29 protein-coding genes are annotated in these 26,567 nt (G+C 72.8%); 15 read left to right on the top strand and 14 right to left on the bottom strand.

Annotated features, from left to right (window positions below; genetic code table 11):
• Positions 1-24: 24 nt before the first annotated feature.
• The 6 genes from ung to ABZ898_RS05500 form a co-directional block, all read right to left on the bottom strand.
• Positions 25-708 (bottom strand): uracil-DNA glycosylase, encoded by a 684-nt coding sequence (gene ung, locus ABZ898_RS05475; protein ID WP_361653020.1) that lies wholly within the window; start codon positions 706-708, stop codon positions 25-27.
• Positions 709-791: 83 nt separating this feature from the next.
• Entirely contained in the window at positions 792-2,381 is a 1,590-nt protein-coding gene (locus ABZ898_RS05480; protein ID WP_361653022.1) for an ABC transporter substrate-binding protein, read from the bottom strand.
• A gap of 195 nt (positions 2,382-2,576) precedes the next feature.
• A complete protein-coding gene (locus tag ABZ898_RS05485; RefSeq protein ID WP_361653024.1) occupies positions 2,577-3,338 on the bottom strand; it encodes an SDR family oxidoreductase in 762 nt (253 codons plus the stop codon).
• Between the two features lie 34 nt (positions 3,339-3,372).
• On the bottom strand, positions 3,373-4,134 hold the full coding sequence (fabG, locus tag ABZ898_RS05490; RefSeq protein WP_361653026.1) for a 3-oxoacyl-ACP reductase FabG: 762 nt from the start codon (positions 4,132-4,134) through the stop codon (positions 3,373-3,375).
• A gap of 146 nt (positions 4,135-4,280) precedes the next feature.
• Positions 4,281-4,730, bottom strand: a complete 450-nt coding sequence (locus ABZ898_RS05495; RefSeq protein ID WP_361653028.1) for a DUF3037 domain-containing protein — start codon at positions 4,728-4,730, stop codon at positions 4,281-4,283.
• Positions 4,727-5,491 carry a HipA family kinase gene (locus ABZ898_RS05500; RefSeq protein ID WP_361653030.1) on the bottom strand — a complete coding sequence of 255 codons (765 nt, stop codon included), beginning with the start codon at positions 5,489-5,491 and terminating at the stop codon, positions 4,727-4,729. The genes ABZ898_RS05495 and ABZ898_RS05500 overlap by 4 nt, the downstream gene beginning before the upstream one ends.
• Positions 5,492-5,706: 215 nt before the next feature.
• Here ABZ898_RS05500 and ABZ898_RS05505 point away from each other — a divergent pair, with 215 nt between their 5' ends.
• The 3 genes from ABZ898_RS05505 to ABZ898_RS05515 all read left to right on the top strand — a co-directional run bounded on the left by ABZ898_RS05505 (position 5,707) and on the right by ABZ898_RS05515 (position 8,044).
• Positions 5,707-6,951, top strand: a complete 1,245-nt coding sequence (locus ABZ898_RS05505) for a cytochrome P450 (RefSeq protein WP_361653032.1) — start codon at positions 5,707-5,709, stop codon at positions 6,949-6,951.
• A 157-nt stretch (positions 6,952-7,108) separates the two neighbouring features.
• Positions 7,109-7,540 carry a Rieske (2Fe-2S) protein gene (locus tag ABZ898_RS05510; protein WP_361653034.1) on the top strand — a complete coding sequence of 144 codons (432 nt, stop codon included), beginning with the start codon at positions 7,109-7,111 and terminating at the stop codon, positions 7,538-7,540.
• A gap of 24 nt (positions 7,541-7,564) precedes the next feature.
• Positions 7,565-8,044, top strand: a complete 480-nt coding sequence (locus ABZ898_RS05515) for a pyridoxamine 5'-phosphate oxidase family protein (protein WP_361653036.1) — start codon at positions 7,565-7,567, stop codon at positions 8,042-8,044.
• 4 nt (positions 8,045-8,048) lie between these two features.
• On the opposite strand, the gene ABZ898_RS05520 is transcribed toward ABZ898_RS05515, so the two are convergent.
• Positions 8,049-8,951 carry a LysR family transcriptional regulator gene (locus tag ABZ898_RS05520; protein WP_361653038.1) on the bottom strand — a complete coding sequence of 301 codons (903 nt, stop codon included), beginning with the start codon at positions 8,949-8,951 and terminating at the stop codon, positions 8,049-8,051.
• Positions 8,952-9,025: 74 nt separating this feature from the next.
• On the opposite strand from ABZ898_RS05520, the gene ABZ898_RS05525 reads away from it, so the two are divergent.
• Positions 9,026-9,979 (top strand): DMT family transporter, encoded by a 954-nt coding sequence (locus ABZ898_RS05525; RefSeq protein WP_361653040.1) that lies wholly within the window; start codon positions 9,026-9,028, stop codon positions 9,977-9,979.
• Positions 9,980-9,995: 16 nt separating this feature from the next.
• Here the strand turns inward: ABZ898_RS05525 and ABZ898_RS05530 are convergent, their stop codons facing one another.
• Positions 9,996-11,324 carry an aminotransferase class I/II-fold pyridoxal phosphate-dependent enzyme gene (locus ABZ898_RS05530; protein ID WP_361653042.1) on the bottom strand — a complete coding sequence of 443 codons (1,329 nt, stop codon included), beginning with the start codon at positions 11,322-11,324 and terminating at the stop codon, positions 9,996-9,998.
• 60 nt (positions 11,325-11,384) lie between these two features.
• On the opposite strand from ABZ898_RS05530, the gene ABZ898_RS05535 reads away from it, so the two are divergent.
• Positions 11,385-12,089 carry a pyridoxamine 5'-phosphate oxidase family protein gene (locus tag ABZ898_RS05535; protein ID WP_361653044.1) on the top strand — a complete coding sequence of 235 codons (705 nt, stop codon included), beginning with the start codon at positions 11,385-11,387 and terminating at the stop codon, positions 12,087-12,089.
• 40 nt (positions 12,090-12,129) lie between these two features.
• Here the strand turns inward: ABZ898_RS05535 and ABZ898_RS05540 are convergent, their stop codons facing one another.
• Positions 12,130-13,122 carry an EamA family transporter gene (locus ABZ898_RS05540; protein ID WP_361653046.1) on the bottom strand — a complete coding sequence of 331 codons (993 nt, stop codon included), beginning with the start codon at positions 13,120-13,122 and terminating at the stop codon, positions 12,130-12,132.
• 52 nt (positions 13,123-13,174) lie between these two features.
• Positions 13,175-13,690 carry a Clp protease N-terminal domain-containing protein gene (locus ABZ898_RS05545; RefSeq protein WP_361653140.1) on the bottom strand — a complete coding sequence of 172 codons (516 nt, stop codon included), beginning with the start codon at positions 13,688-13,690 and terminating at the stop codon, positions 13,175-13,177.
• 262 nt (positions 13,691-13,952) lie between these two features.
• Between ABZ898_RS05545 and ABZ898_RS05550 the strand changes: the two genes are divergently transcribed.
• On the top strand, positions 13,953-14,150 hold the full coding sequence (locus ABZ898_RS05550; RefSeq protein WP_361653150.1) for a hypothetical protein: 198 nt from the start codon (positions 13,953-13,955) through the stop codon (positions 14,148-14,150).
• Positions 14,151-14,153: 3 nt separating this feature from the next.
• Here ABZ898_RS05550 and ABZ898_RS05555 read toward each other — a convergent pair whose 3' ends face one another.
• Positions 14,154-14,795: a PadR family transcriptional regulator gene (locus ABZ898_RS05555; protein WP_361653142.1), complete on the bottom strand. Its 642-nt coding sequence runs from the start codon at positions 14,793-14,795 to the stop codon at positions 14,154-14,156.
• A 154-nt stretch (positions 14,796-14,949) separates the two neighbouring features.
• Here ABZ898_RS05555 and ABZ898_RS05560 point away from each other — a divergent pair, with 154 nt between their 5' ends.
• The 4 genes from ABZ898_RS05560 to ABZ898_RS05575 all read left to right on the top strand — a co-directional run bounded on the left by ABZ898_RS05560 (position 14,950) and on the right by ABZ898_RS05575 (position 18,100).
• On the top strand, positions 14,950-15,687 hold the full coding sequence (locus ABZ898_RS05560; RefSeq protein ID WP_361653048.1) for a VOC family protein: 738 nt from the start codon (positions 14,950-14,952) through the stop codon (positions 15,685-15,687).
• Entirely contained in the window at positions 15,684-16,286 is a 603-nt protein-coding gene (locus ABZ898_RS05565) for a DinB family protein (protein ID WP_361653050.1), read from the top strand. Before ABZ898_RS05560 ends, ABZ898_RS05565 begins: the two co-directional genes overlap by 4 nt.
• 86 nt (positions 16,287-16,372) lie before the next feature.
• Complete coding sequence (nadE, locus tag ABZ898_RS05570; protein ID WP_361653052.1) at positions 16,373-17,203, top strand: ammonia-dependent NAD(+) synthetase; 831 nt, start codon at positions 16,373-16,375, stop codon at positions 17,201-17,203.
• Between the two features lie 84 nt (positions 17,204-17,287).
• Positions 17,288-18,100, top strand: a complete 813-nt coding sequence (locus tag ABZ898_RS05575; RefSeq protein ID WP_361653054.1) for a PhzF family phenazine biosynthesis protein — start codon at positions 17,288-17,290, stop codon at positions 18,098-18,100.
• Between the two features lie 21 nt (positions 18,101-18,121).
• On the opposite strand, the gene ABZ898_RS05580 is transcribed toward ABZ898_RS05575, so the two are convergent.
• Entirely contained in the window at positions 18,122-18,889 is a 768-nt protein-coding gene (locus ABZ898_RS05580) for a type II CAAX endopeptidase family protein (protein ID WP_361653144.1), read from the bottom strand.
• Between the two features lie 194 nt (positions 18,890-19,083).
• Complete coding sequence (locus tag ABZ898_RS05585; protein ID WP_361653056.1) at positions 19,084-20,601, bottom strand: glutamate--cysteine ligase; 1,518 nt, start codon at positions 20,599-20,601, stop codon at positions 19,084-19,086.
• A gap of 586 nt (positions 20,602-21,187) precedes the next feature.
• On the opposite strand from ABZ898_RS05585, the gene ABZ898_RS05590 reads away from it, so the two are divergent.
• The 5 genes from ABZ898_RS05590 (at position 21,188) to ABZ898_RS05610 (ending at position 25,856) form a co-directional block, all read left to right on the top strand.
• Positions 21,188-21,772: a hypothetical protein gene (locus tag ABZ898_RS05590; RefSeq protein ID WP_361653058.1), complete on the top strand. Its 585-nt coding sequence runs from the start codon at positions 21,188-21,190 to the stop codon at positions 21,770-21,772.
• Positions 21,773-22,145: 373 nt separating this feature from the next.
• Positions 22,146-22,352: a DUF5999 family protein gene (locus tag ABZ898_RS05595; protein ID WP_161149892.1), complete on the top strand. Its 207-nt coding sequence runs from the start codon at positions 22,146-22,148 to the stop codon at positions 22,350-22,352.
• Between the two features lie 189 nt (positions 22,353-22,541).
• Positions 22,542-23,072 carry a universal stress protein gene (locus ABZ898_RS05600; protein ID WP_361653060.1) on the top strand — a complete coding sequence of 177 codons (531 nt, stop codon included), beginning with the start codon at positions 22,542-22,544 and terminating at the stop codon, positions 23,070-23,072.
• 360 nt (positions 23,073-23,432) lie between these two features.
• Complete coding sequence (locus ABZ898_RS05605) at positions 23,433-25,385, top strand: amino acid transporter (protein WP_361653062.1); 1,953 nt, start codon at positions 23,433-23,435, stop codon at positions 25,383-25,385.
• A 78-nt stretch (positions 25,386-25,463) separates the two neighbouring features.
• Positions 25,464-25,856, top strand: a complete 393-nt coding sequence (locus ABZ898_RS05610; RefSeq protein ID WP_361653064.1) for a helix-turn-helix transcriptional regulator — start codon at positions 25,464-25,466, stop codon at positions 25,854-25,856.
• Between the two features lie 115 nt (positions 25,857-25,971).
• Here the strand turns inward: ABZ898_RS05610 and ABZ898_RS05615 are convergent, their stop codons facing one another.
• A complete protein-coding gene (locus ABZ898_RS05615; protein WP_361653146.1) occupies positions 25,972-26,439 on the bottom strand; it encodes a molybdopterin-dependent oxidoreductase in 468 nt (155 codons plus the stop codon).
• Positions 26,440-26,567 lie beyond the last annotated feature (128 nt).

The raw sequence follows: 26,567 nt of genomic DNA on the forward strand, positions 1-26,567 counted from the left end.
GCGAGACCGCCTGGCCGGTCCCGGTCAGCCCAGGTCGGGGATGCGCCAGTCGATCGCCTCGTGGCCCTGCGCGGCGACGGCCTCGTTGATCGCGGTGAAGGGACGCGAGCCGAAGAACTTCTTCGCGGAGAGCGGCGAGGGGTGCGCGCCCTTGACCACCACGTGCCGCGTCTCGTCGATCAGCGGCAGCTTCTTCTGGGCGTAGTTGCCCCAGAGCACGAAGACCGCCGGGTCGGGACGGGAGGCCACCGCGCGGATCACCGCGTCCGTGAACTTCTCCCAGCCCTTGCCCTTGTGCGAGTTGGCCTCGCCGGAGCGCACCGTGAGGACCGCGTTCAGCAGCAGGACGCCCTGTTCGGCCCACGGCATCAGATAGCCGTTGTCCGGGACGGGCAGGTCCAGCTCCTCGCGCATCTCCTTGTAGATGTTCCGCAGCGACGGCGGGGTCTTCACCCCGGGCCGGACCGAGAAGCACAGGCCGTGCCCCTGGCCCTCGCCGTGGTACGGGTCCTGGCCGAGGACGAGCACCTTGACCTTGTCGTACGGCGTCGCGGCGAGGGCGGCGAAGACCTCCTCGCGCGGCGGGTGGACGGGACCCTTCGCCCGCTCCTCCTCGACGAACTCGGCCAGCTCCTTGAAGTAGGGCTGCTGCAGTTCGTCGCCCAGAACGCCCTGCCAGGACTCGGGCAGCATGGCGATGTCGGTCACGTCGGTGTCCCTAACGATCGGCGGTCACTTCCAAGGCTTCAGAACCTACAGGCGACCACTGACAACGCGGGCGGGCGGGCCGCTCACCAGCTGGTCTTGCGGTGCAGCTCCCACATCATCATGATCGTCGACGGGTCGAGTGCCTTCTCGCCGCCCGCGATGTCCTCGCTGGCCGCGACGTACTGGCGGCCCTGCCACAGCGGGATGAGCCGGGCGTCCTCCACCATGATCCGCTGGGCGGACGTCAGGTCCTTCACCACCTCGGCCCGGTTGCCCTGCGCCCGCGACCGGGGCAGCAGCTCGCCGGTGATCTTCTTGGTCTCGTAGGGGGTGCCGAGGGCGTTGTGCTCGCCCACGAAGGGCGCGATGAAGTTGTCCGCGTCGGGGAAGTCCGGGAACCAGCCGCGCCCGAACACCGGGTACTCCCCCTTCTGGTAGCCGGTCACGTAGGTCTTCCACGGGCGGGTGCGCAGGGTGACGGTGAACAGCCCGGACGCCTCCAGCTGCCGCTTCAGCTCCTGGAACATCACGGCCGTCTCGGAGCCGTACCGGTCGGAGGTGTACCAGAAGGTGAGCGGGACCCGCTGCTTGATCCCGGCCCCGGTGAGGATCGCCCGGGCCTTGCCCGCGCTCGGGTCGCCGAAGCGGTCGAAGTAGGAGGTGGCGTGGCCGGTCAGGCCCTTGGGGACCATCGAGTACAGCGGTTCCACGGTGTCCCGGTACACCTTGTGCGCGATCGCGCCCCGGTCCACGACCTGGGCGACGGCCTTGCGCACGGCCGCGTTGCCGGCCCAGCGGTCCTTGGGGTTGAACACCAGGTAGCTGATGTCGGTGCCGGTGCCGTCGACCAGTTGCAGATCGGCCGGGGCCTGCTGCTGCAGGGCGAGGATGTCGTCGGCGGCGAGCCCGCGGTAGGTGACATCGATCCGCTTGTCGCGCAGCGCCTTCACCATGGCGCCGGAGTCCTGGAAGTAGCGGATGGTGACCGCTCGGTTCTCCCGCTCGGCGAAGCCCTCGTACCGGTCGTTGCGCTTCAGCACCGCCTGCTCGCCCTCGTCGTAGGACTCCAGCAGGTACGGGCCGGAGCCGCGCACGTTCTTCTCGGCGCGCAGCGCGTTGGCGGGGTACTCGCGCGGGTCGACCAGGGACAGGGCGGGGGTGGCGAGCACGAAGGGGAAGGTGGCGTCGGGCTTCTTCAGGTGGAAGACGACCTCCCGGTCGCCGGCGGTCTCCACCCGGTCCAGACCCTCCAGCAGTCCGGCGGGGCCGCTCGGGGCGTTGATGGTGCGGATGCGGTCCACGGAGTGCCGGACGGCCTCGGCGTCCAGCGGGTCGCCGTCGGCGAACTTCAGCCCGGAACGCAGCCGGCAGCGGTAGGTGCGGCTGGTGGAGTCGGTGAAGGAGCAGCTCTCGGCGGCGTCCGGCTGCGGGGTGGTCGCGCCGTTCGGGTAGGCCAGGAGGGTCTGGTAGACGTTGCGGAACAGCTCCCAGGAGCCGTCCCAGGCCCCCGCCGGGTCCAGGGTGCTCGGCGCGCTCGTCGTCCCCACCACGATGGGGCTGCTGTCGTCGGGGCCGCCGTCGGAGAACAGACCGCAGCCGGGCAGCAGGGTGATGAGGGAGGTCAGGGACACGGCCGCCGCGACCCTGCGCCGGACTCTGTTCCGCTTGAACACGCGCTCGCTCCTCGATCCGCCGTACCAAGGTCGGCAGACCATACCGCAGCCCAAGACCTCCTGAACCTCTCCTGAAACATGGGTTGTTGAACGGTTATGCATGACTACGTTGTCAGGTCCGCGACCCGGCCAAAAACGCGTACGGGCGCCGCTCCCCGAGGGGAACGGCGCCCGTACGGCGCGGGCCGGAGGGGGTCAGCCCACCCCGGCGTTCAGGAAGATGCCGCCGTCCACGACGAGCGTCTGACCGGTGACCCAGTCGGACTGCGCGGAGGTGAGGAAGGCCGCGGCCCCGCCGATGTCGGAGGGGACGCCGAGGCGGCCGAGGGGGTAGGCGGCGGCCGCCTCCGCCTCGCGGCCCTCGTACAGGGCCTCGGCGAACTTGGTCTTCACCACCGCCGGGGCGATGGCGTTGACCCGTACCTTCGGCGCGAACTCGTGCGCGAGCTGCTGGGTCAGGTTGATCATCGCGGCCTTGCTCACGCCGTACGCGCCGATGAACGGCGAGGGCGCGAGGCCGGCGACGGAGGCGATGTTGACGATCGCGCCGCCGTTGTCCTTCTGCCAGGCGTGCCAGGTCTTCTGGGCGAAGCCGAGCGCCGAGATCACGTTGGTCTCGAACACCTTGCGGGCCACGTCCAGGTCGACGTCGGCGATGGGGCCGAAGACCGGGTTGGTGCCCGCGTTGTTGACGAGGTAGTCGACGCGGCCGAAGGCCTCCATGGCGCGTTCGACGGCCTCGGTCTGGTGGGCCAGGTCGTGGGCCTTGCCGACGACGCCGATGACGCGGTCGGCGCCGAGCCGCTCGACGGCCTCCTTCAGCGCCTCCTCGTTGCGGCCGGTGATGACCACGCGGTCACCGCGCGCCACCAGGGCTTCCGCGACGCCGTAACCGATGCCCCGGCTGGCGCCCGTGACGAGCGCCGCCTTGCCGGAGAGTGCGGGAAGTTCAGTCATGTCCGTGTGCTCCAGGTTCCTCGGGTCGGACCGGCTAGTCGAGCGGTCCGCCCGCGACGTACAGGACCTGGCCGGAGACGAATCCGGCCGCCTCGCCGGTGAAGAAGGCGATGGCGTTGGCGATGTCCTCGGGCTCACCGACGCGCTGGACCGGGATCTGGGTGGCGGCGGCCTTCTTGAAGTCGTCGAAGCCCATGCCCACGCGGTCGGCGGTGGCCTTGGTCATCTCGGTGGCGATGAAGCCGGGGGCGACGGCGTTGGCGGTGATGCCGAACTTGCCCAGCTCGATGGCGAGGGTCTTGGTGAAGCCCTGCAGACCCGCCTTGGCGGCCGAGTAGTTGGCCTGGCCGCGGTTGCCGAGCGCGGAGGACGAGGACAGGTTGACGACCCGGCCGAAGCCCGCGTCCACCATGTGCTTCTGCACGGCCTTGGTCATCAGGAACGAGCCGCGCAGGTGCACGCCGAGCACGGTGTCCCAGTCGGACACGCTCATCTTGAACAGCAGGTTGTCGCGGAGCACACCGGCGTTGTTGACCAGGATGGTCGGCGCGCCCAGCTCCTCGACGACCCGCGCGACGGCGGCCTCGACCTGCGCCTCGTCGGAGACGTCGGCGCCGACCGCGACGGCCTTGCCGCCCGCCGAGGTGATCTTCTCGACGGTGTCCTTGCAGGCGGCCTCGTCCAGGTCGATCACGGCGACCGCGTGACCCTCTGCGGCCAGCCGTACGGCGGTGGCGGCGCCGATGCCGCGCGCCGCGCCGGTGACTACCGCGACCCGCTGTTCATTGGTGGACATGTGCTGCTTCTCCTCGCCCTTGAGAGAACCCGTCGGGTCCGGCACCGGACCCGCCGTGCGGTGAGCGACCGCTTAGTACCTTCAGCACCCGTGACGCTAGAAGCCCTGGCACCCGGTGTCAACGAGACACCGGGCGGTGTGATCCATTACCTCACCAGGAGGTCCAGCAGACGCTCGGTCTCGGCCACCGGGTCGGCGGTCAGCCCGGTGTGCACCGGACCGGGCCGGACGACGGTGGAGCGGGGCGCGATCAGCCAGCGGAAACGCCGCCCGGCGTCGTCACCGGCCGCCTGCCCGGCCTCCTCCCCGCCCGCGCAGACCCGCTCCACGGCACCGAGCGCGGCGCGCACCCCGGCGACGTCCGCCGACGGGTCCAGCGCGAGCAGCCGGGCCTCGTCCAAGTGGGTGCGGGCGCCGACGTAGCCCCGGGCGCGGCAGTAGACGATCACCCCGGCGTTGATCCGCTCCCCTCGCTCGACGCGCGGCACGACCCGCAGCAGGGCGTACTCGTAGACCTCGCGGTCGCCGCCCTGGCCGCCCCGGATGATGTGGCGCTCGACCACATCTCCGGCCATGTGAATGTGGTGCTCGCTCACTTGCTCTCCTTGAGGCCCTCGATGCGTTCGTGGACGGTGCCCGCGCGGGCGAGCAGCGGGCGCGCGTAGGCACGGCGCAGGTCGTCGGGGGTGTCGAAGCCGGGCTCGTCGGCGAGCCAGGCGTCGGGGATCTCTGCGGTGACCTCCGCGAGCAGGTCCTCGGTGACCAGGCGGGCCAGGTCGGCCGCGGCGGCGGTGACGTCGGGGGCGAAGCGGGCGAGGGCGTGGTCGGCGGCGTCGTAGGGCCGGGCGGCGGAGGCGTCCACGGAGGGCCAGTTGTGGTGCCAGATCATGGTGGCGCCGTGGTCGATGAGCCACAGCCCGCCCCCCTGCACCAGCAGGTTGGGGTTGCGCCAGGAGCGGTCGACGTTGTTGACCAGCGCGTCGAACCAGACGATCCGGCCCGCCTCCGCGGAATCGACGGGGAAGGCGAGGGGGTCGTAGCCGAGGGCGCCGGAGAGGAAGCGCATGCCGAGGTTGACGCCGCCGCTGGAGCGCAGCAGGTCCTGCACCTGGCGCTCGGGTTCGCCGAGGCCGAGGACGGAATCCAGCCGGACGGTCACCAGACCGGGCACCCGGAAGCCGAGGCGCCGGGCCAGTTCCCCGCACACGACCTCGGCGACGAGGGTCTTGCGGCCCTGCCCGGCGCCGGTGAACTTCAGGACGTGGAGCCCGAGATCGTCGGTCTCGACGAGCCCGGGCATCGAACCGCCCTCACGCAGGGGCGTGACGAACCGGGTGGCGGTGACTTCGCTCAGCATCCGCCCAGGCTATATCGCCCGCGGCGGCCCGCCGGAGGTCCGCCGAGGACCGGCCGGAAGCACGCCGCGGGCCCGCCGGGGGCCGGCCGGGGGCCGCGTCCCGGCCGCGCGCACCACCTCGGCCGGCCCCCTCCGCCCAGGGCCCGCGCGCGCCTACGATCGGCCTCGTACCTCCCCGCACGACCCGGACCGGCCGTACGACCGTCAGGAGAACCGTGGAGACCTCATCCGCCGGAGACCCGCACCGCCTGGACGCCTCCGGGGGCTGCCCGCACGCCGACAACGCCCGTCTGCTGGCGCGCGGCCCGGTGGCCGCCGTCGGACTGCCGGGCGGGATCGAGGGGGTGGCCGTCCTGGGGCACGACGCGCTGCGGGAGTTCCTCCAGCATCCCGAAGTCGCCAAGGACGCCGCGCATTTCAGGGCCCTGAGCGAGGGGCGGATCGCGCCGGGCTGGCCGCTGCTGACGTTCGCCACCGTGCGCGGCATGACCACGGCCGACGGAGCCGACCACCGTCGGCTGCGGTCGCTGGTCAGCCGCGCCTTCACGCCGCGCCGGGTGGCCGAACTGCGGCCGCGGATCGAGGAGCTGACCGACTCGCTGCTGGACGGCATGGAGGCGGCGGGCGGCGGCACGGTCGACCTGCGGCGGCACTTCGCGCTGCCGCTGCCGATGGGCGTCATCTGTGAACTCCTCGGCGTGGACGAGCGGTTCCGCGACCGCCTGCACCAGCTGAGCAGCCATGTGGTGTCGACCGACCTCGCCCCGGAGGCGGTGCTGGCCGCCAATCGTGAACTCCTGGCCGTGCTCGGTGAGATAGCCGCGGGCAAGGCCGCGGACCCCGGCGGCGATCTGATCAGCGCCCTCATCGCCGCCCGCGACGAGGGCGGCGACCGGCTCGGGCAGGAGGAGCTGATCGGCACCCTGGTGCTGCTGATCGTCGCGGGGCACGAGACCACGCTGAACCTGATCACCAACGCGGTGCGGGCCCTGTGCGGCCACCGCGACCAGCTCGAACTGGTCCGCGAGGGCGAGGCGGGCTGGGCCGACGTGGTGGAGGAGACCCTCCGCTGGGACTCGCCGGTGAGCTGCTTCCCGTTCCGCTATCCGGTGCGGGACCTTTCCGTCGGCGGCACGACCGTACCGGCGGGCACCCCGGTCCTCGCCGGCTACTCCGCCGCCGGGCGCGACAAGGCGGCCCACGGGCCGGACGCCGACCGCTTCGACGTGCGGCTGCCGGCCCGGCCCGACGCCGTGCGCCATCTGTCCCTCGGGCACGGCGCCCATTACTGCCTGGGCGCGCCGCTGGCGCGGCTGGAGGCGACGGTCGCGCTGGAGCGCCTGTTCGCCCGGTTCCCGGACCTCGAACCGGCCGTCGCGGAGGCGGACCTGCCCCGGCACCCCGGTTTCGTCGGCAACAGCGTGCGGGAACTGCCGGTCCGGCTCGTACCGGTCACCTGACCGTGTCTCAGCGGGCGGGCGCCGGCCCCGGACCGGGTTCTTACGCCTTCCTCATGCCCCGGGCGCGAGGATCAGGGCCGTCGCTGAACGGTGGCTGCCACGGGGCCGTACCCCTGGACGGATCAAGAACGCTCACTCCGGCGGAAGGAAACGCCCCATGACCAGCGCATCGCCCCGACCCACTGCCGGACCGGACCGGCGCACCGTGATCGCGGCGGCGGGAGCGGCCGGACTCACCGTGGCGCTGGCCGCCTGCGGTTCGCAGGACGGCGGTTCGGACGCGGCCGGTACCGGTTCCGCCGGTGACGCCCTCGCCAAGACCTCGGACATCCCCGAGGGCGGCGGCAAGATCTTCAAGGACCAGGGTGTGGTGGTCACCCAGCCGAGCGCCGGGACGTACAAGGCGTTCTCGGCGAAGTGCACCCACCAGGGCTGCGCGGTGGGCAGCGTCGCGGACGGGGTGATCGTCTGCCCGTGCCACAACAGCCACTTCTCGGTGACGGACGGCAGCGTGAAGCAGGGGCCCGCGACGGCGCCCCTGCCCGAGGAGAAGATCACCGTGTCCGGCGACGAGATCAAGCTGGCCTGACCGGCCGACAAGGGGGGGGGCCGCATGACCGTCACTCAGCAGCGCCGGGGCCGGAAGATCATGATGACGCCCGGTGAGCTGGACGACTTCCTGACAGGTCAGCGCACCTGCCGGGTGGCGACCGTCTCGGCGGACGGCACTCCGCACGTCAGCGCGTTGTGGTTCGTCTGGGACGGCACCTCGCTGTGGCTCTACTCCGTCGTGCGCAGCAGACGCTGGACCCAGTTGCGGCACGACGCGCGGGTGGCCGTGGTCGTCGACTGCGGTGAGGAGTACGACCAGTTGCGGGGGGCCGAGCTGTCCGGGCGGATGGAGTTCGTGGGTGAGGTGCCGCGCACGGGCGAACTGTGTGCCGAACTCGACACGGCGGAGACGCTGTTCGCGCGGAAGAACTTCGGCATGGACGAGATGCCGCACGACGGCCGGCACGCCTGGGCCCGGCTGACGCCGGAGAAGATCGTGTCCTGGGACTTCCGCAAGCTGGCCGCGCCCGGCGGGCGTTGAGGAGTCAGCGGGCCTGTCCGGCCGCCGTGCGCAACGCGTCGACGGCGGCGCGGATCGAGGGGCGGCGGTCGGCGTCCGCCCGCCACAGCACGTAGACGTGCCGCCGCACCCGCTGCCTGAGCGGGACGAGGACGACGCCGGGCGGTACGGGGTCGCGGCCCAGCAGGGGCGCGATGCAGACCCCGAGCCCGGCGGCGACCAGCGCGAGCTGGGTGTGGGTCTCGCCCGCGCGGTGGCCGACGATGGGTTCGACGCCCTTGGAGCGCAGGGTGAACAGCAGCCACTCGTGGCAGAACTCGCCCTCGCCCCAGGTGATCCACTCGTCCTCGGCGAACTCCGCGAGGTCCACCTCGTCGCGCCCGGCGAGCGGGTGCCCGGCGGGCAGCGCGACCTCGGCCGGGTCGTCCAGGAGCGGTTCCTTGACGAGGCCGTCGGGCACGGGCATCGGCTTGTTGTACCAGTCGAGGACGACGGCGAGGTCGAGGTCTCCGCGCGCGACCCCGGCGACGCCGAGTTCCGGCTCCAGCTCGCAGGAGCGCAGCCGCAGGGCGGGGTGCCGGGCGCGCAGCGCGGCGAGCGCGGACGGGAAGAGTCCCCTGGCCGCGGTGGGGAACGCCGACATCCTGAGTTCCCCGGCGACCTGGCCCCGGTGCGCCTCCAGGTCGGACTGGGCCAGCTCGACCTGGGAGAGGATGCGGGCCGCGTGCTCGGACAGCAGGCGCCCGGCGTCCGTGAGCCGTACCCCGCGCCCGTTCTTGGCGAGGAGCCGCTGTCCGGCCTCCCGCTCCAGCTTGCCGAGCTGCTGGGAGACGGCGGAGGTGGTCACGTGCAGTGCCTCGGCGGCGGCGCTGACCGAGCCGTGCCGGGCGAAGGCGTGCAGGGTGCGCAGGCGCTCCAGGTTCAACATGTAAGCGATCCTAAAAGGTATCGCGCTGTAATTCTCGATTGTGCTACGAAGTTGCGTACCGCATCTTTGACGTCATGAGCACGGTCACCCCTTCCCGGCCCCCGTCCACCACGTCCGCCGCCGTCCCGGCGCCCCCGCGCACGCCCCGCCTGCTGGACTGGCGGCTGCGCTTCGGCCTGCTGTCCCTGATCTGGGGCTTCAGCTTCCTGCTGATCAAGGTCGGCACGGGAGCCTACGCACCCTTCCAGGTCACCCTGGGCCGCCTGCTGTTCGGCACCGCCGTGCTCGTGGCGGCCATGGCCGTGAAGCGGGAGCGGCTGCCGCGCGGGGCGAGGACCTGGGCCCACCTCATGGTCGCCGCGTTCTTCCTCAACGCCCTGCCCTTCTCCCTCTTCGCGTTCGCCGAGCTGACGATCCCCTCCACGCTGGCCGGCATCTGCAATGCCACCTCCCCGCTGTGGGGCATGGCGTTCTCCCTGGTCGCCCTCTCGGAGGACCGGCCGACCAGGCTCCGCGTCGCCGGGCTCGGACTCGGCTTCCTCGGCGTGCTCACCGTCCTGGGCGCCTGGCAGGGCTTCCACGGCCTGGACGCCCAGGGCACCGCACTCGCCCTGCTGGCCTCGCTGAGCTACCCGGTCGGCTGGATCTACGTACGGCGGACACTGGCGGGCACGGGCAACTCCCACCTGTCGATGACCGGCGCGCAGTTGCTGCTCGCCACGGGCCAGCTCGCGGTGGTCACCCCGCTGTTCACCTCCGTCCCGGACCGCTTCCCGGTGGGCCCGCTGCTGGCGGTGGCCGTGCTGGGCGCCCTCGGCACCGGCCTGGCGATGCTCGTCCAGTACGGCCTGGTCGCCGAGGTCGGGCCGACGACGGCCCAGATGGTCACCTACTTCGTGCCGGTGATCGCCACCGTGGCCGGGGTGACGATCCTCGGCGAGTCGCTGCGCTGGACCACCCCGGTGGGCGCGGTGATCGTCATCGTCGGGGCGGCGCTGACACAGGTCAGGCGCAAGAGCCGGGCCTGACGGGCGGGCCTGAGCGCTATCGCAGGGTGCGGGCCGGGGACGGGCGTACCGCCGCCGCCACCGCGTCCGCGAGCGGTTCGATGTCCGCCTCGGTCAGGGGGGAGACCGTGATGCGGACGGCGGGCGGTGAGTCCAGCCGGAACCGGGCGCCGGGGGCCACCGCCCAGCCCTGCTGGAGGAGCCGGGCGACGGCGCCGGTCTCGTCGGGCACCGGCACCCAGACGTTCATGCCGCTGCGGCCGCGGGCGGTGACCCCGCGTTCCGCCAGCGCCTCGAGGAGCCGGCCGCGGCGCGCGCTGTACGCGGCCGCCGCCTCCGGACCCACCGCCCCGTCCGCCCAGAGCCGGGCGACGGCGCGCTGCAGCAGATGGCTCACCCAGCCGGGGCCGAGCCGCTGGCGTCCGCGGACCAGGTCGACGGTGCGGGCGTCGCCCGCGAGGACGGCCAGCCGGAGGTCGGGGCCGTAGGTCTTGGACACGGAACGGACGAACGCCCAGTGCCGGGTGGCGCCCGCGAGGGGGTGCGCCGGGAGGTCGACGAAGCCGTGGCCGTGGTCGTCCTCGATGAGCACGGTGGCGGGATGCCGGTGCAGCACGGCGCGCAGCAGCCGTGCGCGCGCGGCGCTCACCGAGGCGCCGGTGGGGTTCTGGGCGCGGGCGGTGACGACCAGCGCGCGGGCACCGGAGGCGAGGGCGGCCTCCAGTCCCGCGGGCAGCGGGCCCTCGTCGTCCACGCCCACGGGGACGGCGCGCAGCCCGAGCGCGGGAATCAGGTCCAGCACGCTCCCCCAGCCGGGGTCCTCCACGGCGACCGCGTCGCCCGGCCTCAGGTGGGCGGCGAGGACGCGCTCGATGGCGTCGAGGGAGCCGGAGGTGAGCGTGAGCGGCCCGACGGGGACACCGTCGGCGTCCAGCGCCGCGCGGGCGGCGCGGACGAGACCGGGGTCGGCCGGGTCGTCGCCGTAGAGCACCGGGGCGCGGTCGGCGTGGGCCGCGGCCGCCGCGAACGCCGGGGCGAGGGCCGGCAGCAGCGCGGGGTCGGGGTTGCCGGTGGACAGGTCCCGCACCCCCTCGGGCACGTCGACGCGCAGCTCGTCGCGGCCGGTCGTCGCCGGTTTCGGGCGGACCCTGCTGCCCCGGCGGCCGGCGGTCTCGATCACCCCGCGCTCGCGCAGGGTGCGGTAGGCGGCCGCGACCGTATTGGGATTCACGTCGAGCCGGGCCGCCAACTCCCGCATGGGAGGCAGCGCCTGGCCCGGCAGCAGCTCCCCGGAACCGACCGCGCGTTCGACATCGGCGGCGATCTCCGCCGCACCGCGCCCCTGAATCCGATACTCTCCTAGCACAAACCTAATTATGCACTAGTGCAATCAGAAGTCCAGTCAGAAAACCAGGGAGGGACCGCCATGCAGGGGACCGGACAGGAAACACCGCAGGCCGCCTACGCACCGACCGACCGCACCGTGCCGACCCGGGCCGCGCAGCGCGCCGCGTACGACCGGGAGACGGTGCACGCGATCCTCGACGCGGGCTACCTCTGCCACCTCGGCTTCGTCCGCGACGGCGCCCCCGTGGTGCTGCCGACGCTCTACGGCCGGGTCGGTGAGCGGCTGTACGTGCACGGCTCCACGGGTTCGCGCCCGCTGCGGATGACCGGGACCGCCGATCCGGGCCTGCCGGTGTGCCTGACGGTCACCCATGTCGACGGGCTGGTGCTCGCCCGGTCCGCGTTCCACCACTCGATCAACTACCGCTCCGTGGTGGTGCACGGCGTCGCCCACGAGGTCACCGACCCCGAGGAGCGGCGGACGGCGCTGGACGCGGTGGTGGACCAGGTGGTGCCGGGCCGGTCGGCCGACTCCCGCCCCGCCAACCGCAAGGAGCTGGCGGCCACGGCGGTGATCCGGCTGGACCTGGACGAGGTCTCCGCCAAGATCCGCACCGGCGGCGTGAACGACGAGCCCGAGGACCTGGCCCTGCCGTACTGGGCCGGCGTCGTCCCCGTGCACACGGCGTACGGCACCCCGCTCGCGGACGCGGACCTCGCACCGGACACCGGCCTGCCCGCCTACCTGGCACACCCGGCCGGCGAGGCCGAGGCCCTGAACTAGGGGCCCCGAACCAGGGGCCCTTGGACGGCGGTCCCCCGCGTCAGGCGGCGGTCCCCCGCGCGGACAGTTCCCGCTCCGCGCCGCCCTCCGCGACCGGCTCGGGGTGTCCCCTGGCCGGCGCGGAGGACTGCGCGATGAACGCCCCGGCCAGGACCACCGCTCCCCCGGCCACCTGCGGCAGCGACAGGTGCTCGCCGAGCAGCACCCAGGCCAGCACGGTGGCGATGACGGCCTCCAGGCAGGCGACGACCCCCGCGACCTGCGGGGACAGCCGCCGCACCGACAGCACGCCGGTGACGTAGGCGGCGACCGTGGCGACGAGGACGATCCAGGCGAGCAGCGCGACGGCGGGCACCGGGACGCCGTCCAGGCGGGCGGTGCCGGTCAGTACAGAACGGTCCATGGTCCAGGGCCGGGCCACGGCGGTGAGCACGGCGGCACCGGCCAGCAGCCCGTACGCGATCACACCGAGCGGATCGGGCGCCCGCTCCCCCGCGTCACCGCCCTGGTCGGACAGCACGAAGTAGCCGACCTGGCAGCAGGCGGCGCCGAGGGCGAGGAGCAGACCGAGCGCGTCGAAGCGCAGCCCGGACCAGACCTCGACCACGCAGGCGAGTCCCCCGGCCGCGAGGACCACGCCGAGCGCGGCCGCCCTGGTCACCGGGCGGCGCTGCACGAACCGCACCCAGCCGAGCACCAGCGCCGGGGCCAGGTACTCCACGAGCAGCGCGACGCCGACCGGGATGCGGGAGATCGCGGCGAAGTAGCAGGCCTGCACCCCGGCGACGGCGAGCAGCCCGAACCCGGCGAGCAGCGCCGGGCGCTGACGGAGCAGCGCGCGGTGGCGTACCGCGAGGGGCAGCATCACCAGGGCAGCGCCGGTCACCCGCAGCCAGACGACGTGCAGCGGGTCGAGGCCCGCCTCGATCAGCGGCTTGGCCGCGACTCCCGACCCGCCGAAGGCCAGGGCCGACACCAGCGCGAGGGCGAGCCCGGCTCCCCGGCCGTTCTCAGTGTTTCCGGTCGAACGCACGCGCACATGATGACAGGCGACGACATGAGCGTCACCCCTGTTCGCACCTGTCTCAGAGGCTGGACCCGGAGCCCGTCCCGACGTCCGGCGCCGGCCGTGCCGCGGGGCGCGTCGCCGCGGCCAGTGCGCCGGCGGGGACTCCGGCGCGCTCCAGGACCTCGACGGCGCGGGAGCGGGGGTCGGCCACCAGGGCGGCGAGCAGATCGATGCCGGTCGCGCGGGGTTCGCCCCGGCGGGCGGCGCGGCGCCGGGCGTCCCGCATGGCCTCGGCCGCCGGGGGCGACCAGCGTTCGGGCCCCTCGAAGGTGCCGTCGCCCCGTACCGGCCTGGGCACCGGGCCCGGCGCGCCGCCGCCCTCGGTGGCGCGCTGCCAGCCGATCCCATAGCCGATGCTCCGCTGCACGAGGTAGCCGAGCAGCCGGACCAGCGGAGGCCCGACGGCGGCGCGGGCCTCGGGGTCGGAGTCGAGGAGGGAGTGCAGCAGATGGGCGGTGTCGATCTGCCGGTCGCCGTCCCGCACGGCGCGGCGGCGGGCACCGGCGACGGCCGCCGCGAGCGTGGCGTCGATTCCGGTGTCGTCCTGTGCGCCGGCGCCGCCCTCGTCGGGGACGGCCCGGCCGGCTGTACGGGGTTCCACGGTCCCACCCCATCAGTCACGGCGGTCTCTTCACATCCACGAGGGGAACCATTCGCGCGTCCCACGCAGAGTGGAGGCCCGCGCCCCGCGTCTCCTTCTCACGGATGACGCCGGACCGCCCGCCTCAGGGGCGCGCCCGGCCCGCCGCGCGCCCCGGCGCAACCACACGGCGCCCGCACACGTCCCACACGACGTGGAGGAAGGACGCCTGTGCTGGCTGGTGAGCCTGCCGGCGGTCGACGGCAGGCAGTACGTGTACCGGGTGTACGCCCCGTCGGACGCGCTGCCCGCCGATCTGTTCTGGGACGCCTGGCACTGCCACGACGAGGGCCCCTTCCCGCGCGCCTGGGACCTCTTCGACGCGGCGGTGATACGACGCGTGCCCGCGTGAGCCTCAGTCCTCGTCGGCGAGGATGAGGTACAGCCGCTTGCGCGCGTCGTTGAGGACGCCCAGGGCCTTGTCCCGCTGCTCCTTCGTCCCGGTCTTCCAGACCTGGCCGAACGCCTCCATCAGGCCGGCCCCGGCCTGGCGGATCTCGCCGAGCGCCTCCCAGTCCACACCCCGCGAGGCTTCCTCCCAGGGGGCGTCCGGGCCCTCCTCGGCGGCGGTACGGCCGCTGTCGGTGAGGGCGAACAGCCGCTTGCCGCCCTCGCTCTCACTGGCGATCAGCCCCTCGTCCTCCAGCAGTTGCAGGGTCGGGTAGACCGAGCCGGGGCTCGGCTTCCACGCGCCGCCGCTGCGCTCGGCGATCTCCTGGATCATCTCGTAGCCGTGCATGGGCCGGTCCACCAGCAGCGCGAGGATCGACGCCCGTACGTCGCCGCGCCGCGCCCGTCCCCTTGGCCCGCCGCGTCCGCGTCCGCCCCCGAAGGCGGGGCCGCCGAACATGGGGCCGCCGAATCCGGGGCCGCCCGGCCCGAAGGGCCCGAACGCGCCCCGCCGCCCTTCGAATCCACCCGGGCCACCCGGGCCGTGCGGGCCGTGCGGGCCGGGTCCGGGCCCCCAGGGCCCGCGCGCGAATCCATGACCGTGCATCACGATCACTCCGTCCTGTCGTCGATCCGTCACATCCGATCGCGTAGCTTCCGCGACACTTCGACGATATATCGGTAAGCCGTCACCGACAAGACCCCGCCGTGAGAAAACACCGTTGCCCGCCCCCCGGCGGCGCGGGCATACGATCTGCCGCATGACGACACGTCTGGTGCAGATCTCGATGAAGGCCCGGGACAAGTCCGCGCTCGGCCGGTTCTGGGCGGAGGCGCTCGGCTGGCAGGTCACCGGGGACACACCCGACGAGACCGACGTCGAACCCGGTGACGTGACCTACCCCTCCCCCGAGGCCGTCTGCATCGACGTCCTGAACGTCCCGGACCCCAAGACGGTGAAGAACCGCGTCCACCTCGACCTCGCCACCACCAGCGCTGCCCACCAGGCCGAACTGGTCGCGCGCCTGAGGGAGCTGGGCGCCGCCCCCGTCGACATCGGCCAGGGCGACGTCCCCTGGACCGTCCTCGCCGACCCCGAGGGCAACGAGTTCTGCGTGCTGGAGCCCAGGGAGGTCTACCGGGACACCGGTCCGGTCGCCGCCGTGGTCGTCGACTGCGCGGACCCGCGCGCCCTGGCCCGCTTCTGGGGCGAGGCGATGGACTGGACGGTGCACGAGGTGACCGACCGCGTCGCCAGGCTGCGCTCCGCCAAGGCCGTCGGGCCCTTCCTGGAGTTCATCCGCACCCCCGACGCGAAGACCGGCCTGAACCGCGTCCACCTCGACGTCCGCCCCTACCCCGGCGACGACCGGGCCGCGGAGGCGGACCGCGTACGCGCCCTCGGCGCCACCGACCTCGACCTCGGCCAGGGCGACGTCCCCTGGACCGTCCTCGCCGACCCCGAGGGCAACGAGTTCTGCGTGCTGACGCCGCTGTGACGCCCGCGCCCTCACCCGGCCCCAGGACCGACCTGCTCCGCTGCCTCGGTTCCGCCCGCGAGGCCCTGCTCTGGAAGCTCGACGGGCTCTGTGAGTACGACGTCCGCCGCCCGCTCACCCCGACCGGCACCAACCTCCTGGGGCTGGTCAAGCACGCGGCCGGGATCGAGCTGGGCTATCTCGGGGACGTCTTCGGGCGCCCGTCCGGTGAGGAGCTGCCGTGGCTCGCCGAGGGCGCCGAGCCCAACGCGGACATGTGGGCGACGGCCGAGGAGTCGCGCGCGGACATCGTCGGCCTCTACCGCCGCGCCTGGGCGCACGCGGACGCGACCGTCGAGGCGCTGCCGCTGACGGCCGTCGGCCGGGTGCCCTGGTGGCCGGACGGCCAGGACGAGGTGACCCTGCACCACGCCGTCGTACGCGTCCTCGGCGACACCCAGCGGCACGCCGGGCACGCCGACATCGTCCGGGAGCTCATGGACGGCGCCGCCGGCCTGCGCAGCGGCCACACCGCCCTGCCGTCGCGGGACCCGGCCTGGTGGGCGGAGCACCGGGCGCGCGTGGAACGCGCGGCGCGCGAGGCCAGGGAAGAGCCCTGACCCGTCGCGTCCCGGCCCGCCGCGGGTTTGCCAGAATGGCACCCGGCCCGCAGGTGAGGGCCGCCGCCGAAGTGTGAGGAACGAGCATGACCGACCTGGCCGCCGCGTCGCAGCAGAAGGAGATCGCCCGCGATCTCCAGGTCCCCGAGTCCTTCGACGTGGAGCAGGAGACCGAGCGCCGGATCGCCTTCCTCGCGGAGCGTCTGACCTCCACCGGACTGCGCGCTCTGGTGCTGGGCATCAGCGGCGGCGTGGACTCGACCACGACGGGCCGGCTGTGCCAGCTCGCGGTCGAGCGCGCCCGCGCCGCCGGCCACGAGGCGACGTTCTACGCGATGCGGCTGCCCTACGGTGTCCAGGCCGACGAGGCCGACGCCCAGCGGGCGCTGGACTTCATCCGCCCCGACCGGACCCTGACCGTGGACGTGCGCCCCGCGAGCGACGCCGCGCTGGCGGCGGTCGTGGCTGGCGGCACCGTCTTCCACGACGCGCACCACCAGGACTTCGTGCACGGCAACATCAAGGCCCGCCAGCGCATGATCGCCCAGTACGCGGTCGCGGGCGCCCACGACGGCCTGGTCGTCGGCACCGACCACGCGGCGGAGGCGGTCTCCGGCTTCTTCACCAAGTTCGGCGACGGCGCGGCCGACGTGGTCCCGCTCACCGGCCTGACCAAGCGCCGCGTGCGCGCCCTGGCCGACGCCCTGGGCGCCCCGGCCGAGCTGGTCTGGAAGACCCCCACCGCCGACCTGGAGACCCTGGACCCGGGCAAGGCCGACGAGACGGCGCTCGGCGTCACGTACGACGACATCGACGACCTCCTGGAGGGCAAGCCGGTGGCGGAGCCCGCCTTCACCACGATCGTCGACCGCTACCGCCGTACCGAGCACAAGCGACAGCTGCCCCTGGCCCCCTGAGCGGGGGCGCGGGCCGACGGCCAAGGCCACCTGTCCGCAACTGGCCTTGGCCGCACGGGCGTCGCAGCCCCTAGGGTTCGCGCCATGCGCATCCGAATCGTCGACGCCTTCGCCGACCTCCCCTTCACCGGCAACCCCGCCGGAGTCCTGCTCCTGGACGACGTGTTCCCCGCCGACGACTGGCTCCAGCGGGTCGCCGCCGAGGTGAACCACTCCGAGACGGCCTTCGCCCACCGGTTGCCCGCCGGGAGCGAGGCGGACTGGGCGCTGCGCTGGTTCACGCCCGTCGCCGAGGTGGCGATGTGCGGGCACGCCACCCTCGCCACCGCGCACGTCCTGCACACCACCGGCACCCAGCGGGGCCCGGTCCGGTTCACGACCCGCAGCGGGGTCATGGTCGCCACGCCGGAGGAGGACGGGACGATCACCCTGGACTTCCCCACCGCGCCGCTGACCGAGGTCGCCGTACCGGAGGGGCTCGCCGAGGCGCTGGGCGCCCAGCCGGTGGCCGCGTTCGACACCGGCCCGGACGTCGGAGACCTCCTGGTGGAACTGGCCGACGAGAAGACCGTGCTGGAACTGTCCCCCGACCACCGGGCGCTGACCGGCCGCGCCGGCAGGGGCGTGATCGTGACCGCCCGCGCCGTGGACCCCGCGCTCGGCTACGACTTCGTCTCGCGCTGCTTCTTCCCGAACGTCGGCGTCGACGAGGACCCGGTGACCGGCAGCGCGCACACGGCGCTGGCCCCCTACTGGTCCCGGCGCCTGGGCCGGGACGACCTCACCGGCCTGCAGGCGTCGCGGCGCACGGGGCTGGTCCGCACCGGTCTGCGCGGCGCGCGCACCCTGCTCGTGGGCCGCGCGGTCACCGTCATCGAGGGCGAACTCCTGGCCTGAGCGGAGCGGACGGGGCACCGCTCACGCGGTGGGCAGCCAGCCCACCTTCCCGGCCAGCAGGCCGTATCCGACGAAGGCGCCGATGTCCAGCAGCGAGTGGGCGACGACCAGCGGCCCGACACGGCCCCACCGCCGGTACAGCCAGACGAAGACCACGCCCATCACCATGTTGCCGATGAAACCGCCGATGCCCTGGTAGAGGTGGTACGAGCCCCGCAGGACCGCGCTGGCCACCAGCGCGGTCCCCGGGGTCCAGCCCAACTGGTGCAGCCTGCGCAGCAGGTAGCCGACGACGATGACCTCTTCGAGGACCGCGTTCTGCATCGCGGACAGCACCAGCACCGGGTACTTCCACCACACGTCGGGCAGCGCCTCGGGCACCACGGTGAGGTTGAAGCCGAGGCCGCGGGCCGCGAGGTAGAAGGCGATGCCGGTGCTGCCGATCACCGCGGCGACCGCGGCCCCGCGCGCCAGGTCCGGCCCGGGCCGCCCCCGGTCGAAGCCGATCGTCCTGAGGCTCTCGCCCTCCCTGCACAGCAGATAGGCGACCAGCGCGACCGGCACGAGGGCGGACGCGATCCCGAAGAGCTGCCAGGCCAGATCGAGCCATGGACGGCCGGGCGCGGCCGAGGCGTTGAGGGTTGCGGCCTGGTCCTTGAGTCCGCCGGGCCGGGTGACCGAGCCGATGAAGCTGATGAGCGCGGACACGCCGCTCGCCCCGAGCGAGAGCGCCAGCACGATCAGCGTCTCGTCCCGCAGCGTCCGCCGGGAGGGCTGCTGCCATGCCATGGACTCGGCCACCGGTTCCGCCTCCACCCGCGTTCCGGACGCCGGGCGGCTCGACCTGCCCCCGCGCGCCTGTGCTGCGCAAAGGATCGCAGAAGGACCCGGCCGGCCCGCGCACCGGGTCGCGTACGGCCAGGGCAGCGGGCCGTACACGGAGGGCGGGCGCCCGTCCGCGTACGGCCGTGTCTCCCCGGGCCTCAGCCCAGCGGCACCGGCTCCGGCACCCCCACCGGCCAGGTGTGCACCGGTTCCCCGGCGTGCATCAGCTCGGCGTACCGGCGCGTCGTCGCGGCCAGCGCCTCCTGCCGGCCGTGTCCCTTCTCCAGCGCGCGGTGGAAGGTGGCCGCCTGCCAGGACGCGCCGTTGACCCGCTTGCGGCAGCGCTCCTCGATGACGCCGAGGTAGAAGTCCCGGTCGGCGGCCTCGATGCCCCAGCCGTCCAGTCCCGCGGCGGCGAGCGGCAGCAGCTCGTCGCGGACCAGCGTGACGGCGTCGACCTCGGCCGTGCCGCCGTAGCGGCCGCGGCGGGGCCAGACGAAGCGGGCGTCGATGCCGTACCGGCAGGCCGCGTCGAAGTTGGCCTCGGCGGTCTCGAAGGGCAGCCGGGTCCACACCGGGCGGGACTCCTCGGCGAGCGCGCGCACCAGGCCGTAGTAGAAGGCGGCGTTGGCGATCACGTCGGTGATGGTGGGGCCGGCCGGCAGCACCCGGTTCTCCACCCTCAGGTGCGGAACGCCGTCGGCGACGTCGTAGACCGGGCGGTTCCAGCGGTACACCGTGCCGTTGTGCAGGACGAGTTCGGCCAGCCTGGGCACGCCTCCGGTGTCGAGGACCTCCAGCGGCTCCTCGTCGTCGCAGATGGGCAGCAGCGGCGGGAAGTAGCGCAGGTTCTCCTCGAACAGGTCGTGCGCTGAGGTGACCCAGCGCTCGCCGAACCAGGTGCGCGGCCGCACGCCCTGTGCCTGGAGTTCGGGCGGGCGGGTGTCGGTGGCCTGGAGGAAGAGCGGTGGCCGGGACTCCCGCCACAGCTCGTGCCCGAACAGGAAGGGCGAGTTGGCGCCCACCGCGATCTGCGCGGCCGAGGCCGCCTGCGCCGCGTTCCACACGTCCGCGAACCGGTCGGGCGTCACCTGGAGATGCAGCTGCACCGAGGTGCAGGCGGCCTCCGGGACGATCGAGCGGGAGGTGCACCGCAGATGCTCCACCCCCTCGATGTCCAGCCGGAAGTCCTCTCCCCGCGCGGCGACGATCTGGTCGTTGAGGAGGGCGTACCGGTCCACCTCGGAGAGGTTGGACGAGACCAGGTCGTCCCGGCCGAGCGTGGGCAGGATGCCGGTCATCACGATTCCGGCGTCCACCTCGCCCGCCTTGCGGTCGGCGTAGGCCAGGGAGGTGCGCAGTTCCTCCGCGAGCCGGTCGAATACGCGGTCGCCCAGCCGGTGCGGGGCGATGTTGACCTCCAGATTGAACATGGCCAGTTCGGTCTGGAAATCGCGGCTGGCGATCCGCTCCAGTACCTCACCGTTCAACATTTTCGGCATACCGTCGGGGCCGGCGAGATTCAATTCGATCTCCAGCCCCATGAGGTTCTTGGGACGGTCGAACCGTTTCTCTGCCAGCAGGCGCTCCAGTCCCGCCAGGCACTTCTGGAGCTTTTCGCGGTAGCGCTGGCGATCGGACAGGTCGAACGGCCCTGCCACGACCTTCTCCCCCATGGAAGTGTCCCTCCTCGCATGGGCGGCCCGAGGGTCCGGCCGCCGGGGTCCCGGATCAGGTGGGATGATGCCCAGCGGAAGCGATCGATAACGCCGCATCCGGCCTCGCCGCCCATTATTCTGTCGGAAGTGTCCTGCGGCACATTCACGAGGCATGCCGCATCACGCATCTTCGGGTGCCCTGATCGTCTCGTGAAAAACGCCGACGACAATCGGCCGACCGCGCGAGCGGTGTGCAACGAGGTCAGCACGGCTGCCCGGCCGGGAAATCGGGATGTTCAGCACGTATCAGCGACCGATTATCGCCTTGCCCGGACTATCGGAATCGGATAGCCGAAACAACGGGTGAACACGTGTCGTATAAACTTCGCCTGCAGGGCCGAAGGATGGTTCCTCGGTACCGGTTTCTGACGCGTATTCGCCGAGTTCCGGCCGTCCGCCGACGGCCGGCGACCCCAGCCCCGGTCGCGTCCGCTCCGGACCCCGCCGTCCCCGGCCCTCCACCTGTGAGCAGACAGTGCCGTCCGCCCCACCCCGCCACACCGCCACCGCGCCGCCGCGCCTGTCGAACGAGAGGCGACCCACCATGCCGCTGCACGTGCCCCCCGCGCCCGCGCCCGCGCTGCACTCCGTCCTCACGGCCCTCGGTTCCCCCACCGCGGTCCGCGAGGCGCGCACCCCCGCCCTGCGAGCCGCACAGGGCCCCGTCACCCCCGAACTCCCGCTCGCCCTGCATGTGCTGGACCACATCACGCCCGAGGGACTGTCCGCGACGCGGCTGACGGGCTGGCGCTTCGTCGTCCGCTCCGGCGACCGCCCGGTCGCCGCGGCCGACACCGTGCTCACCCCGGACGGCTGGGCCTTCTCGCACTTCTTCGAGGGCCCCTACATCCCGTCCACCGAGCGGGCGCTGCTGCAGGCGGAGGCGCTGCTCCAGCCCTACCAGCCGCGCCTGCTGTCGGTGCCCGGCCTGTACATGCTCACCCTGTGGCTGCACGGCGACCCCGCGGCCGATCCGGCGGAGGGCCATCCCGCCGCCACCGACCTGCTCGTGCCGCTCGCGCCGGCGCCACCCGGTATCAGAGCCCACCGGCCGCACCGGGTCTCGGAGTTGCTGCCCGTGCTGACCCATCGCGCGACTCCCGTGCCCCTTCTCGGCTCACCTGCCTGACCGACCCCCCGCGTACCCCGCTTCCCGGCCCGGAAGCGGGGTACGGCCTTTTCTCCGGGTACGCCGGATTCCTGTATCGGGCACGGGTATTTCCGTGGGCCCCACACATTTCGCTCGTGCGAGTAATTGCCCGCTCCTACGAGCGAGAGAACAGTGCTCCGCCGAGTGGACTAGCCCTTTCCGGTCACACCGAACCACCCAAAGGGACAGTGGGGTTGGATTGAACCGTCCGCGTGGGTGACGCGTCATGAACGAGTAAGGAGCGGTGCTGCGAAATCCCTGCGGAACGACGCCCAGCGGGCAACACTGGATTCCGACCGATGTTTCACCACGGGGGACGGACATGACCACGACCGAGCGAGAGATCCCGCCCATGTGCCAGCATCAACCGACCTGCCCGCCAGCCGAGTCCGCCGACCGCGAGTCGGCCCGTCTCGTGGCGCACCACCCGGAACAGGGGTGGAGTCTGCTGTGCAACGGCGTTCTGCTCTTCGAGGACACTGGTGAGCTGCTGCCCGACGGCCGGGTCATCGCCCCGCACCGCCCGCTCGCCGCGACCCAGGTGATGACCGCCGCCTGAGCCGCACCCGGGGCGGCCCGCGAAGACCGCCCGACGACCCGGAGGGGCCGGACGCACACACGGTGCGCACCGGCCCCGACTCGCGTCCGGGGCGCATCTCCCCCCCCCCCCGGCTGGTCGAATCGGCCGCGCGGGAGTGGGATGGAAGGAGGGCGCGCGAGCGGTCCGTCCCCCGAGGAGCGTGGAGTGATGTCCGGTTACAACGCCCCCTCGGCCACGCGGGTGGTCGTCGGTGTGAGCGGTTCCCTGGGCAGCGTCACGGTCCTGCGCCGGGCCACCGCGCTGGCCCGCCGGCTGGCCGCCGAGCTGTGGCCGGTACTGGCCTGGACCCCGCCCGGCGGAGATCCGGCCGGTCGGCGGCCCGGCGCCGCCGACCCGCTGGCCGAGGAGTGGCAGCGGCTCGCGGAACGCTGTCTGACCTCGCTGCTCGACGACCTCTTCGGCGAGGAGGGCCCCGGCATCCCCCTGCACGCCGTGATCGTGCGCGGAACACCCGGCCGCGCGCTGCTGGCGGTCGCGGACCGCGAGGACGACCTGCTGGTGGTCGGCACGGGCCGCCGCGGACTGCACCGGGCCTTCTCCGGCCGGGTCTGCCGGCACCTGCTGGCCCACGCCGCCTGCCCGGTGCTCGCGGTGCCGCCCTCCCCGCTGGAGTCCGACCTGTCGGCGGTGCGCCGCCGCAACGCCTGGCACCGGCGCATGGACACCCGCGGCCTGTGAGCTGCCCCCGTCGCCCCCGTCGGACGGGGGCCGCTGGGCTGCGGAGCACCCCCGCCGGGGGCAGCATGGACAAGGTGCACCCGACACCCGGAGGATCTCGCAGGAGATGACGCTCGGTGTCCGCCCCGGAGCCCGCGGCAGCCCTCCCCCGGGCGTCGCCCGCACCCCGCCCTCCACCGAGGCAGGCTCCGGACCGGCGCTCACCGGCACACCAGAAGCCCCCGTCGGCCCATTCTTAACGCAGGATTGACGCCCACCCGGTCCGGAATCCCAGGGCGGAGCGTCACTCTCCGCATACGCTGGTCCGGCTGTCCGCGCGACGACCGCAGGCAGCCGAGCCGCACCACCTGGAGCACGCCGATGGCCACGACCGAGCACCCTCCCAGTCGCCTGCGCGCCTGGATGCTTCAGGGGCTCTCCGACATGGGCAGGAGCGGCGGTCTGACCGGGCCGCACGCCGAGCCCGAACCCCCGCACAAGGGCCAGCGCTGGTGGCGGGTGATGTGCCTGACGGGCGTGGACTACTTCTCCACCCTCGGCTACCAGCCGGGCATCGCGGCCCTGGCGGCCGGGCTGCTCTCCCCGTTGGCGACCATCGTCCTGGTCGTCGTCACCCTGGCGGGCGCCCTCCCGGTGTACCGGCGGGTGGCTCAGGAGAGCCCGCACGGCCAGGGCTCCATCGCCATGCTGGAGCGGCTGCTGTCCTTCTGGAAGGGCAAGCTGTTCGTGCTGACCCTGCTGGGGTTCGCGGCCACCGACTTCCTGATCACCATCACCCTGTCCGCCGCCGACGCGTCCACCCACCTGGTGGAGAACCCGCATCTGACCGGCACGCTGGGCGGCCACCAGATGCTGATCACGCTGATCCTGGTGGCGCTGCTCGGCGCGGTGTTCCTCAAGGGCTTCCTGGAGGCCATGGGCGTCGCGGTCGCCCTCGTCGGCGTCTATCTCGCGCTGAACCTCGTCGTGGTGATCAGCGGCCTGTGGCACGTGGTCACCGCCGAGCACGTGGTGACCGACTGGACCAACGCCCTGACCATGGAGCACGGCAACGTCTTCGCGATGATCGGCGTGGCCCTGATCGTCTTCCCGAAGCTCGCCCTCGGCCTCTCCGGCTTCGAGACCGGCGTCGCCGTGATGCCCCACGTCCAAGGCGACGAAGGCGACACCGAGGAACGTCCGACGGGCCGTGTCCGGGACACCAAGAAGCTGCTCACCACGGCCGCGGTCATCATGAGCTGCTTCCTGATCACCACCAGCTTCATCACCACACTGCTCATCCCGGCCGAGGAGTTCGAGCCCGGCGGCCAGGCGAACGGCCGCGCCCTCGCCTTCCTCGCCCACGAGTACCTGGGCAACGCCTTCGGCACGGTCTACGACGCCTCGACCATCGCCATCCTGTGGTTCGCGGGCGCCTCCGCGATGGCCGGCCTGCTCAACCTGATGCCCCGCTACCTGCCCCGGTACGGCATGGCCCCGCACTGGGCCCGCGCGGTGCGCCCCATGGTCATCGTGTTCATCCTGATCGCCTTCCTCGTCACCTGGCTCTTCGACGCCAACGTGGACAAGCAGGGCGGCGCCTACGCCACCGGTGTGCTGGTGCTGATCAGCTCGGCCGCCATCGCGGTCACCATCGCCGCCCGCAAGGCCGGGCAGCGCGGCTGGACCATCGGGTTCGGCGTCATCTCCGCGGTGTTCCTCTACACCACCGTCGCCAACGTCATCGAGCGCCCGGACGGCGTGAAGATCGGCGCCTGCTTCATCGCGGGCATCATGCTCGTCTCCCTGCTGTCCCGGCTGGCCCGTTCCTTCGAGCTGCGGGTGACCAGCGTGGCGATGGACCCCATGGCGGAACGTTTCGTCAGGGACATGGCCAGCCGGAAGATCCGGTTCATCGCCAACGAGCCCGACAACCGGGACCGGGCCGAGTACCGCGACAAGATCGAGCAGATCCGCACCGACAACGACATGCCCGAGCAGGAGGACTTCGTCTTCGTCGAGGTGACGGTCGCCGACCCCTCGGAGTTCGAGACGTGCCTGACCGTGCGCGGCGAGGTCCTGCACAACCGCTACCGGGTGCTGACCGTGGAGTCCTCCTCCATCCCCAACGCCCTCGCCGCGCTGCTGCTGCACGTACGGGACCTGACCGGGCGTACCCCGCACATCTTCTTCGAGTGGACCGAGGGCAACCCGTTCGCCAACTTCCTGCGCTTCTTCCTCTTCGGGCAGGGCGAGGTCGCGCCGGTCACCCGCGAGGTGCTGCGCGAGGCGGAGCCGGACCGGGCCAGGCGCCCGCGGGTGCACACCGGCTGACCCGTCCGGACGCGTCCGTATCCACCGGGTGCCCGCCCCGGTCCACGGCCGCCGACCTCTCGTTTTATGGTGACCAGCATGCAGTCCTACACGATCGGCCAGGCAGCCCGGCTCCTCGGCGTGAGCCCCGACACCGCCCGCCGCTGGGCCGACGCCGGCCGGATGGCCACGCACCGGGACGAATCCGGGCGGCGCCTGATCGCCGGCCGGGATCTCGCCGCGTTCTCCGTCGAGCTGGCCCAGACGGGCGGCGAGGAGGAGAACTCCTCCACCTCCGTGCGCAACGCCTTCCCCGGCATCGTCACCGCCATCAAGCTCGGTGACGTGGCCGCGCAGGTGGAGATCCAGGCGGGCCCGCACCGCCTGGTGTCGCTGCTCACCCGCGAGGCGGTCGACGAACTCGGCCTGGAGGTCGGCATGGAGGCCACGGCACGGGTGAAGTCCACGAACGTGCACATCGACCGCTTCTGAGCGGTCCCCGGACGCGGGCCGGTCCGCCGCCGGCGCGACGGACCTCGTCGCCCTCGTCGGCCCTCGCCGGACCTTTCAGCCCTTCTCAGCCCTTCTCGGCCCTTCTCAGCCCTTCTCAGCCCGCCGCGAGCGTCGCCCGGTCCGCGCGACCGGGCACGGCCGCGCCGAAGTGGTATCTCCCGTCGACCCGGATCGCGGTGATCCCGCTGATGTGCCGTCCCCCGCAGCGGTCCTGCGGCAGGACGAGCTGGGGCCCGGCCGCGTCCAGCGGCGCCCCGTCCATCGCCACCGCGAGCAGGACGGGGGCGTCCGCGAAGTCGGGGTCGATCTCGGCCCAGCTCAGCACCGCCCGGTGCCCGTCGGCGCCGGTCACGGAAATCAGGAATCTCAGCCGGTCCTTGCGGCGCACCGGGTCGAATTCCGGACCCGCGTCCCTCAGCACGTGATACAGGCGAGGCCCGGAGAAGCGGTGTCGCTGCGTACCGCTGGTGGCGCACTCGAAGCTGACGTCCACCCGGAACTGCGGCCATTCGTGCAGGTCAGGCACGGTGAGCCGGGTGGGTCGGACCAGGTCGCCGGTCATGGCCACTTGAGCGAGCGTCACCGCGACCACCTCCGGTGAATTGCTACCCCTCACCACCCTCCGGTCAAACGCATATGCCACCCCCAGATAACAACTTCGCAGCTCATGCAACGTGACAGAAGGCTTAC

Origin of the sequence: Streptomyces sp. NPDC046860 (assembly GCF_040645115.1) — a bacterium.
In the GTDB taxonomy this organism is placed as follows: domain Bacteria; phylum Actinomycetota; class Actinomycetes; order Streptomycetales; family Streptomycetaceae; genus Streptomyces.

Coding starts and splice junctions, on each gene's coding strand:
- ABZ898_RS05485 (WP_361653024.1), bottom strand. CDS start 3,338: ATGACTGAACTTCCCGCACTCTCCGGCAAGGCGGCGCTCGTCACGGGC.
- fabG (WP_361653026.1), bottom strand. CDS start 4,134: ATGTCCACCAATGAACAGCGGGTCGCGGTAGTCACCGGCGCGGCGCGC.
- ABZ898_RS05500 (WP_361653030.1), bottom strand. CDS start 5,491: ATGCTGAGCGAAGTCACCGCCACCCGGTTCGTCACGCCCCTGCGTGAG.
- ABZ898_RS05510 (WP_361653034.1), top strand. CDS start 7,109: ATGACCAGCGCATCGCCCCGACCCACTGCCGGACCGGACCGGCGCACC.
- ABZ898_RS05515 (WP_361653036.1), top strand. CDS start 7,565: ATGACCGTCACTCAGCAGCGCCGGGGCCGGAAGATCATGATGACGCCC.
- ABZ898_RS05520 (WP_361653038.1), bottom strand. CDS start 8,951: ATGTTGAACCTGGAGCGCCTGCGCACCCTGCACGCCTTCGCCCGGCAC.
- ABZ898_RS05525 (WP_361653040.1), top strand. CDS start 9,026: ATGAGCACGGTCACCCCTTCCCGGCCCCCGTCCACCACGTCCGCCGCC.
- ABZ898_RS05535 (WP_361653044.1), top strand. CDS start 11,385: ATGCAGGGGACCGGACAGGAAACACCGCAGGCCGCCTACGCACCGACC.
- ABZ898_RS05555 (WP_361653142.1), bottom strand. CDS start 14,795: ATGCACGGTCATGGATTCGCGCGCGGGCCCTGGGGGCCCGGACCCGGC.
- ABZ898_RS05560 (WP_361653048.1), top strand. CDS start 14,950: ATGACGACACGTCTGGTGCAGATCTCGATGAAGGCCCGGGACAAGTCC.
- nadE (WP_361653052.1), top strand. CDS start 16,373: ATGACCGACCTGGCCGCCGCGTCGCAGCAGAAGGAGATCGCCCGCGAT.
- ABZ898_RS05575 (WP_361653054.1), top strand. CDS start 17,288: ATGCGCATCCGAATCGTCGACGCCTTCGCCGACCTCCCCTTCACCGGC.
- ABZ898_RS05580 (WP_361653144.1), bottom strand. CDS start 18,889: ATGGCATGGCAGCAGCCCTCCCGGCGGACGCTGCGGGACGAGACGCTG.
- ABZ898_RS05585 (WP_361653056.1), bottom strand. CDS start 20,601: ATGGGGGAGAAGGTCGTGGCAGGGCCGTTCGACCTGTCCGATCGCCAG.
- ABZ898_RS05590 (WP_361653058.1), top strand. CDS start 21,188: ATGCCGCTGCACGTGCCCCCCGCGCCCGCGCCCGCGCTGCACTCCGTC.
- ABZ898_RS05595 (WP_161149892.1), top strand. CDS start 22,146: ATGTGCCAGCATCAACCGACCTGCCCGCCAGCCGAGTCCGCCGACCGC.
- ABZ898_RS05600 (WP_361653060.1), top strand. CDS start 22,542: ATGTCCGGTTACAACGCCCCCTCGGCCACGCGGGTGGTCGTCGGTGTG.
- ABZ898_RS05605 (WP_361653062.1), top strand. CDS start 23,433: ATGGCCACGACCGAGCACCCTCCCAGTCGCCTGCGCGCCTGGATGCTT.
- ABZ898_RS05610 (WP_361653064.1), top strand. CDS start 25,464: ATGCAGTCCTACACGATCGGCCAGGCAGCCCGGCTCCTCGGCGTGAGC.
- ABZ898_RS05615 (WP_361653146.1), bottom strand. CDS start 26,439: ATGACCGGCGACCTGGTCCGACCCACCCGGCTCACCGTGCCTGACCTG.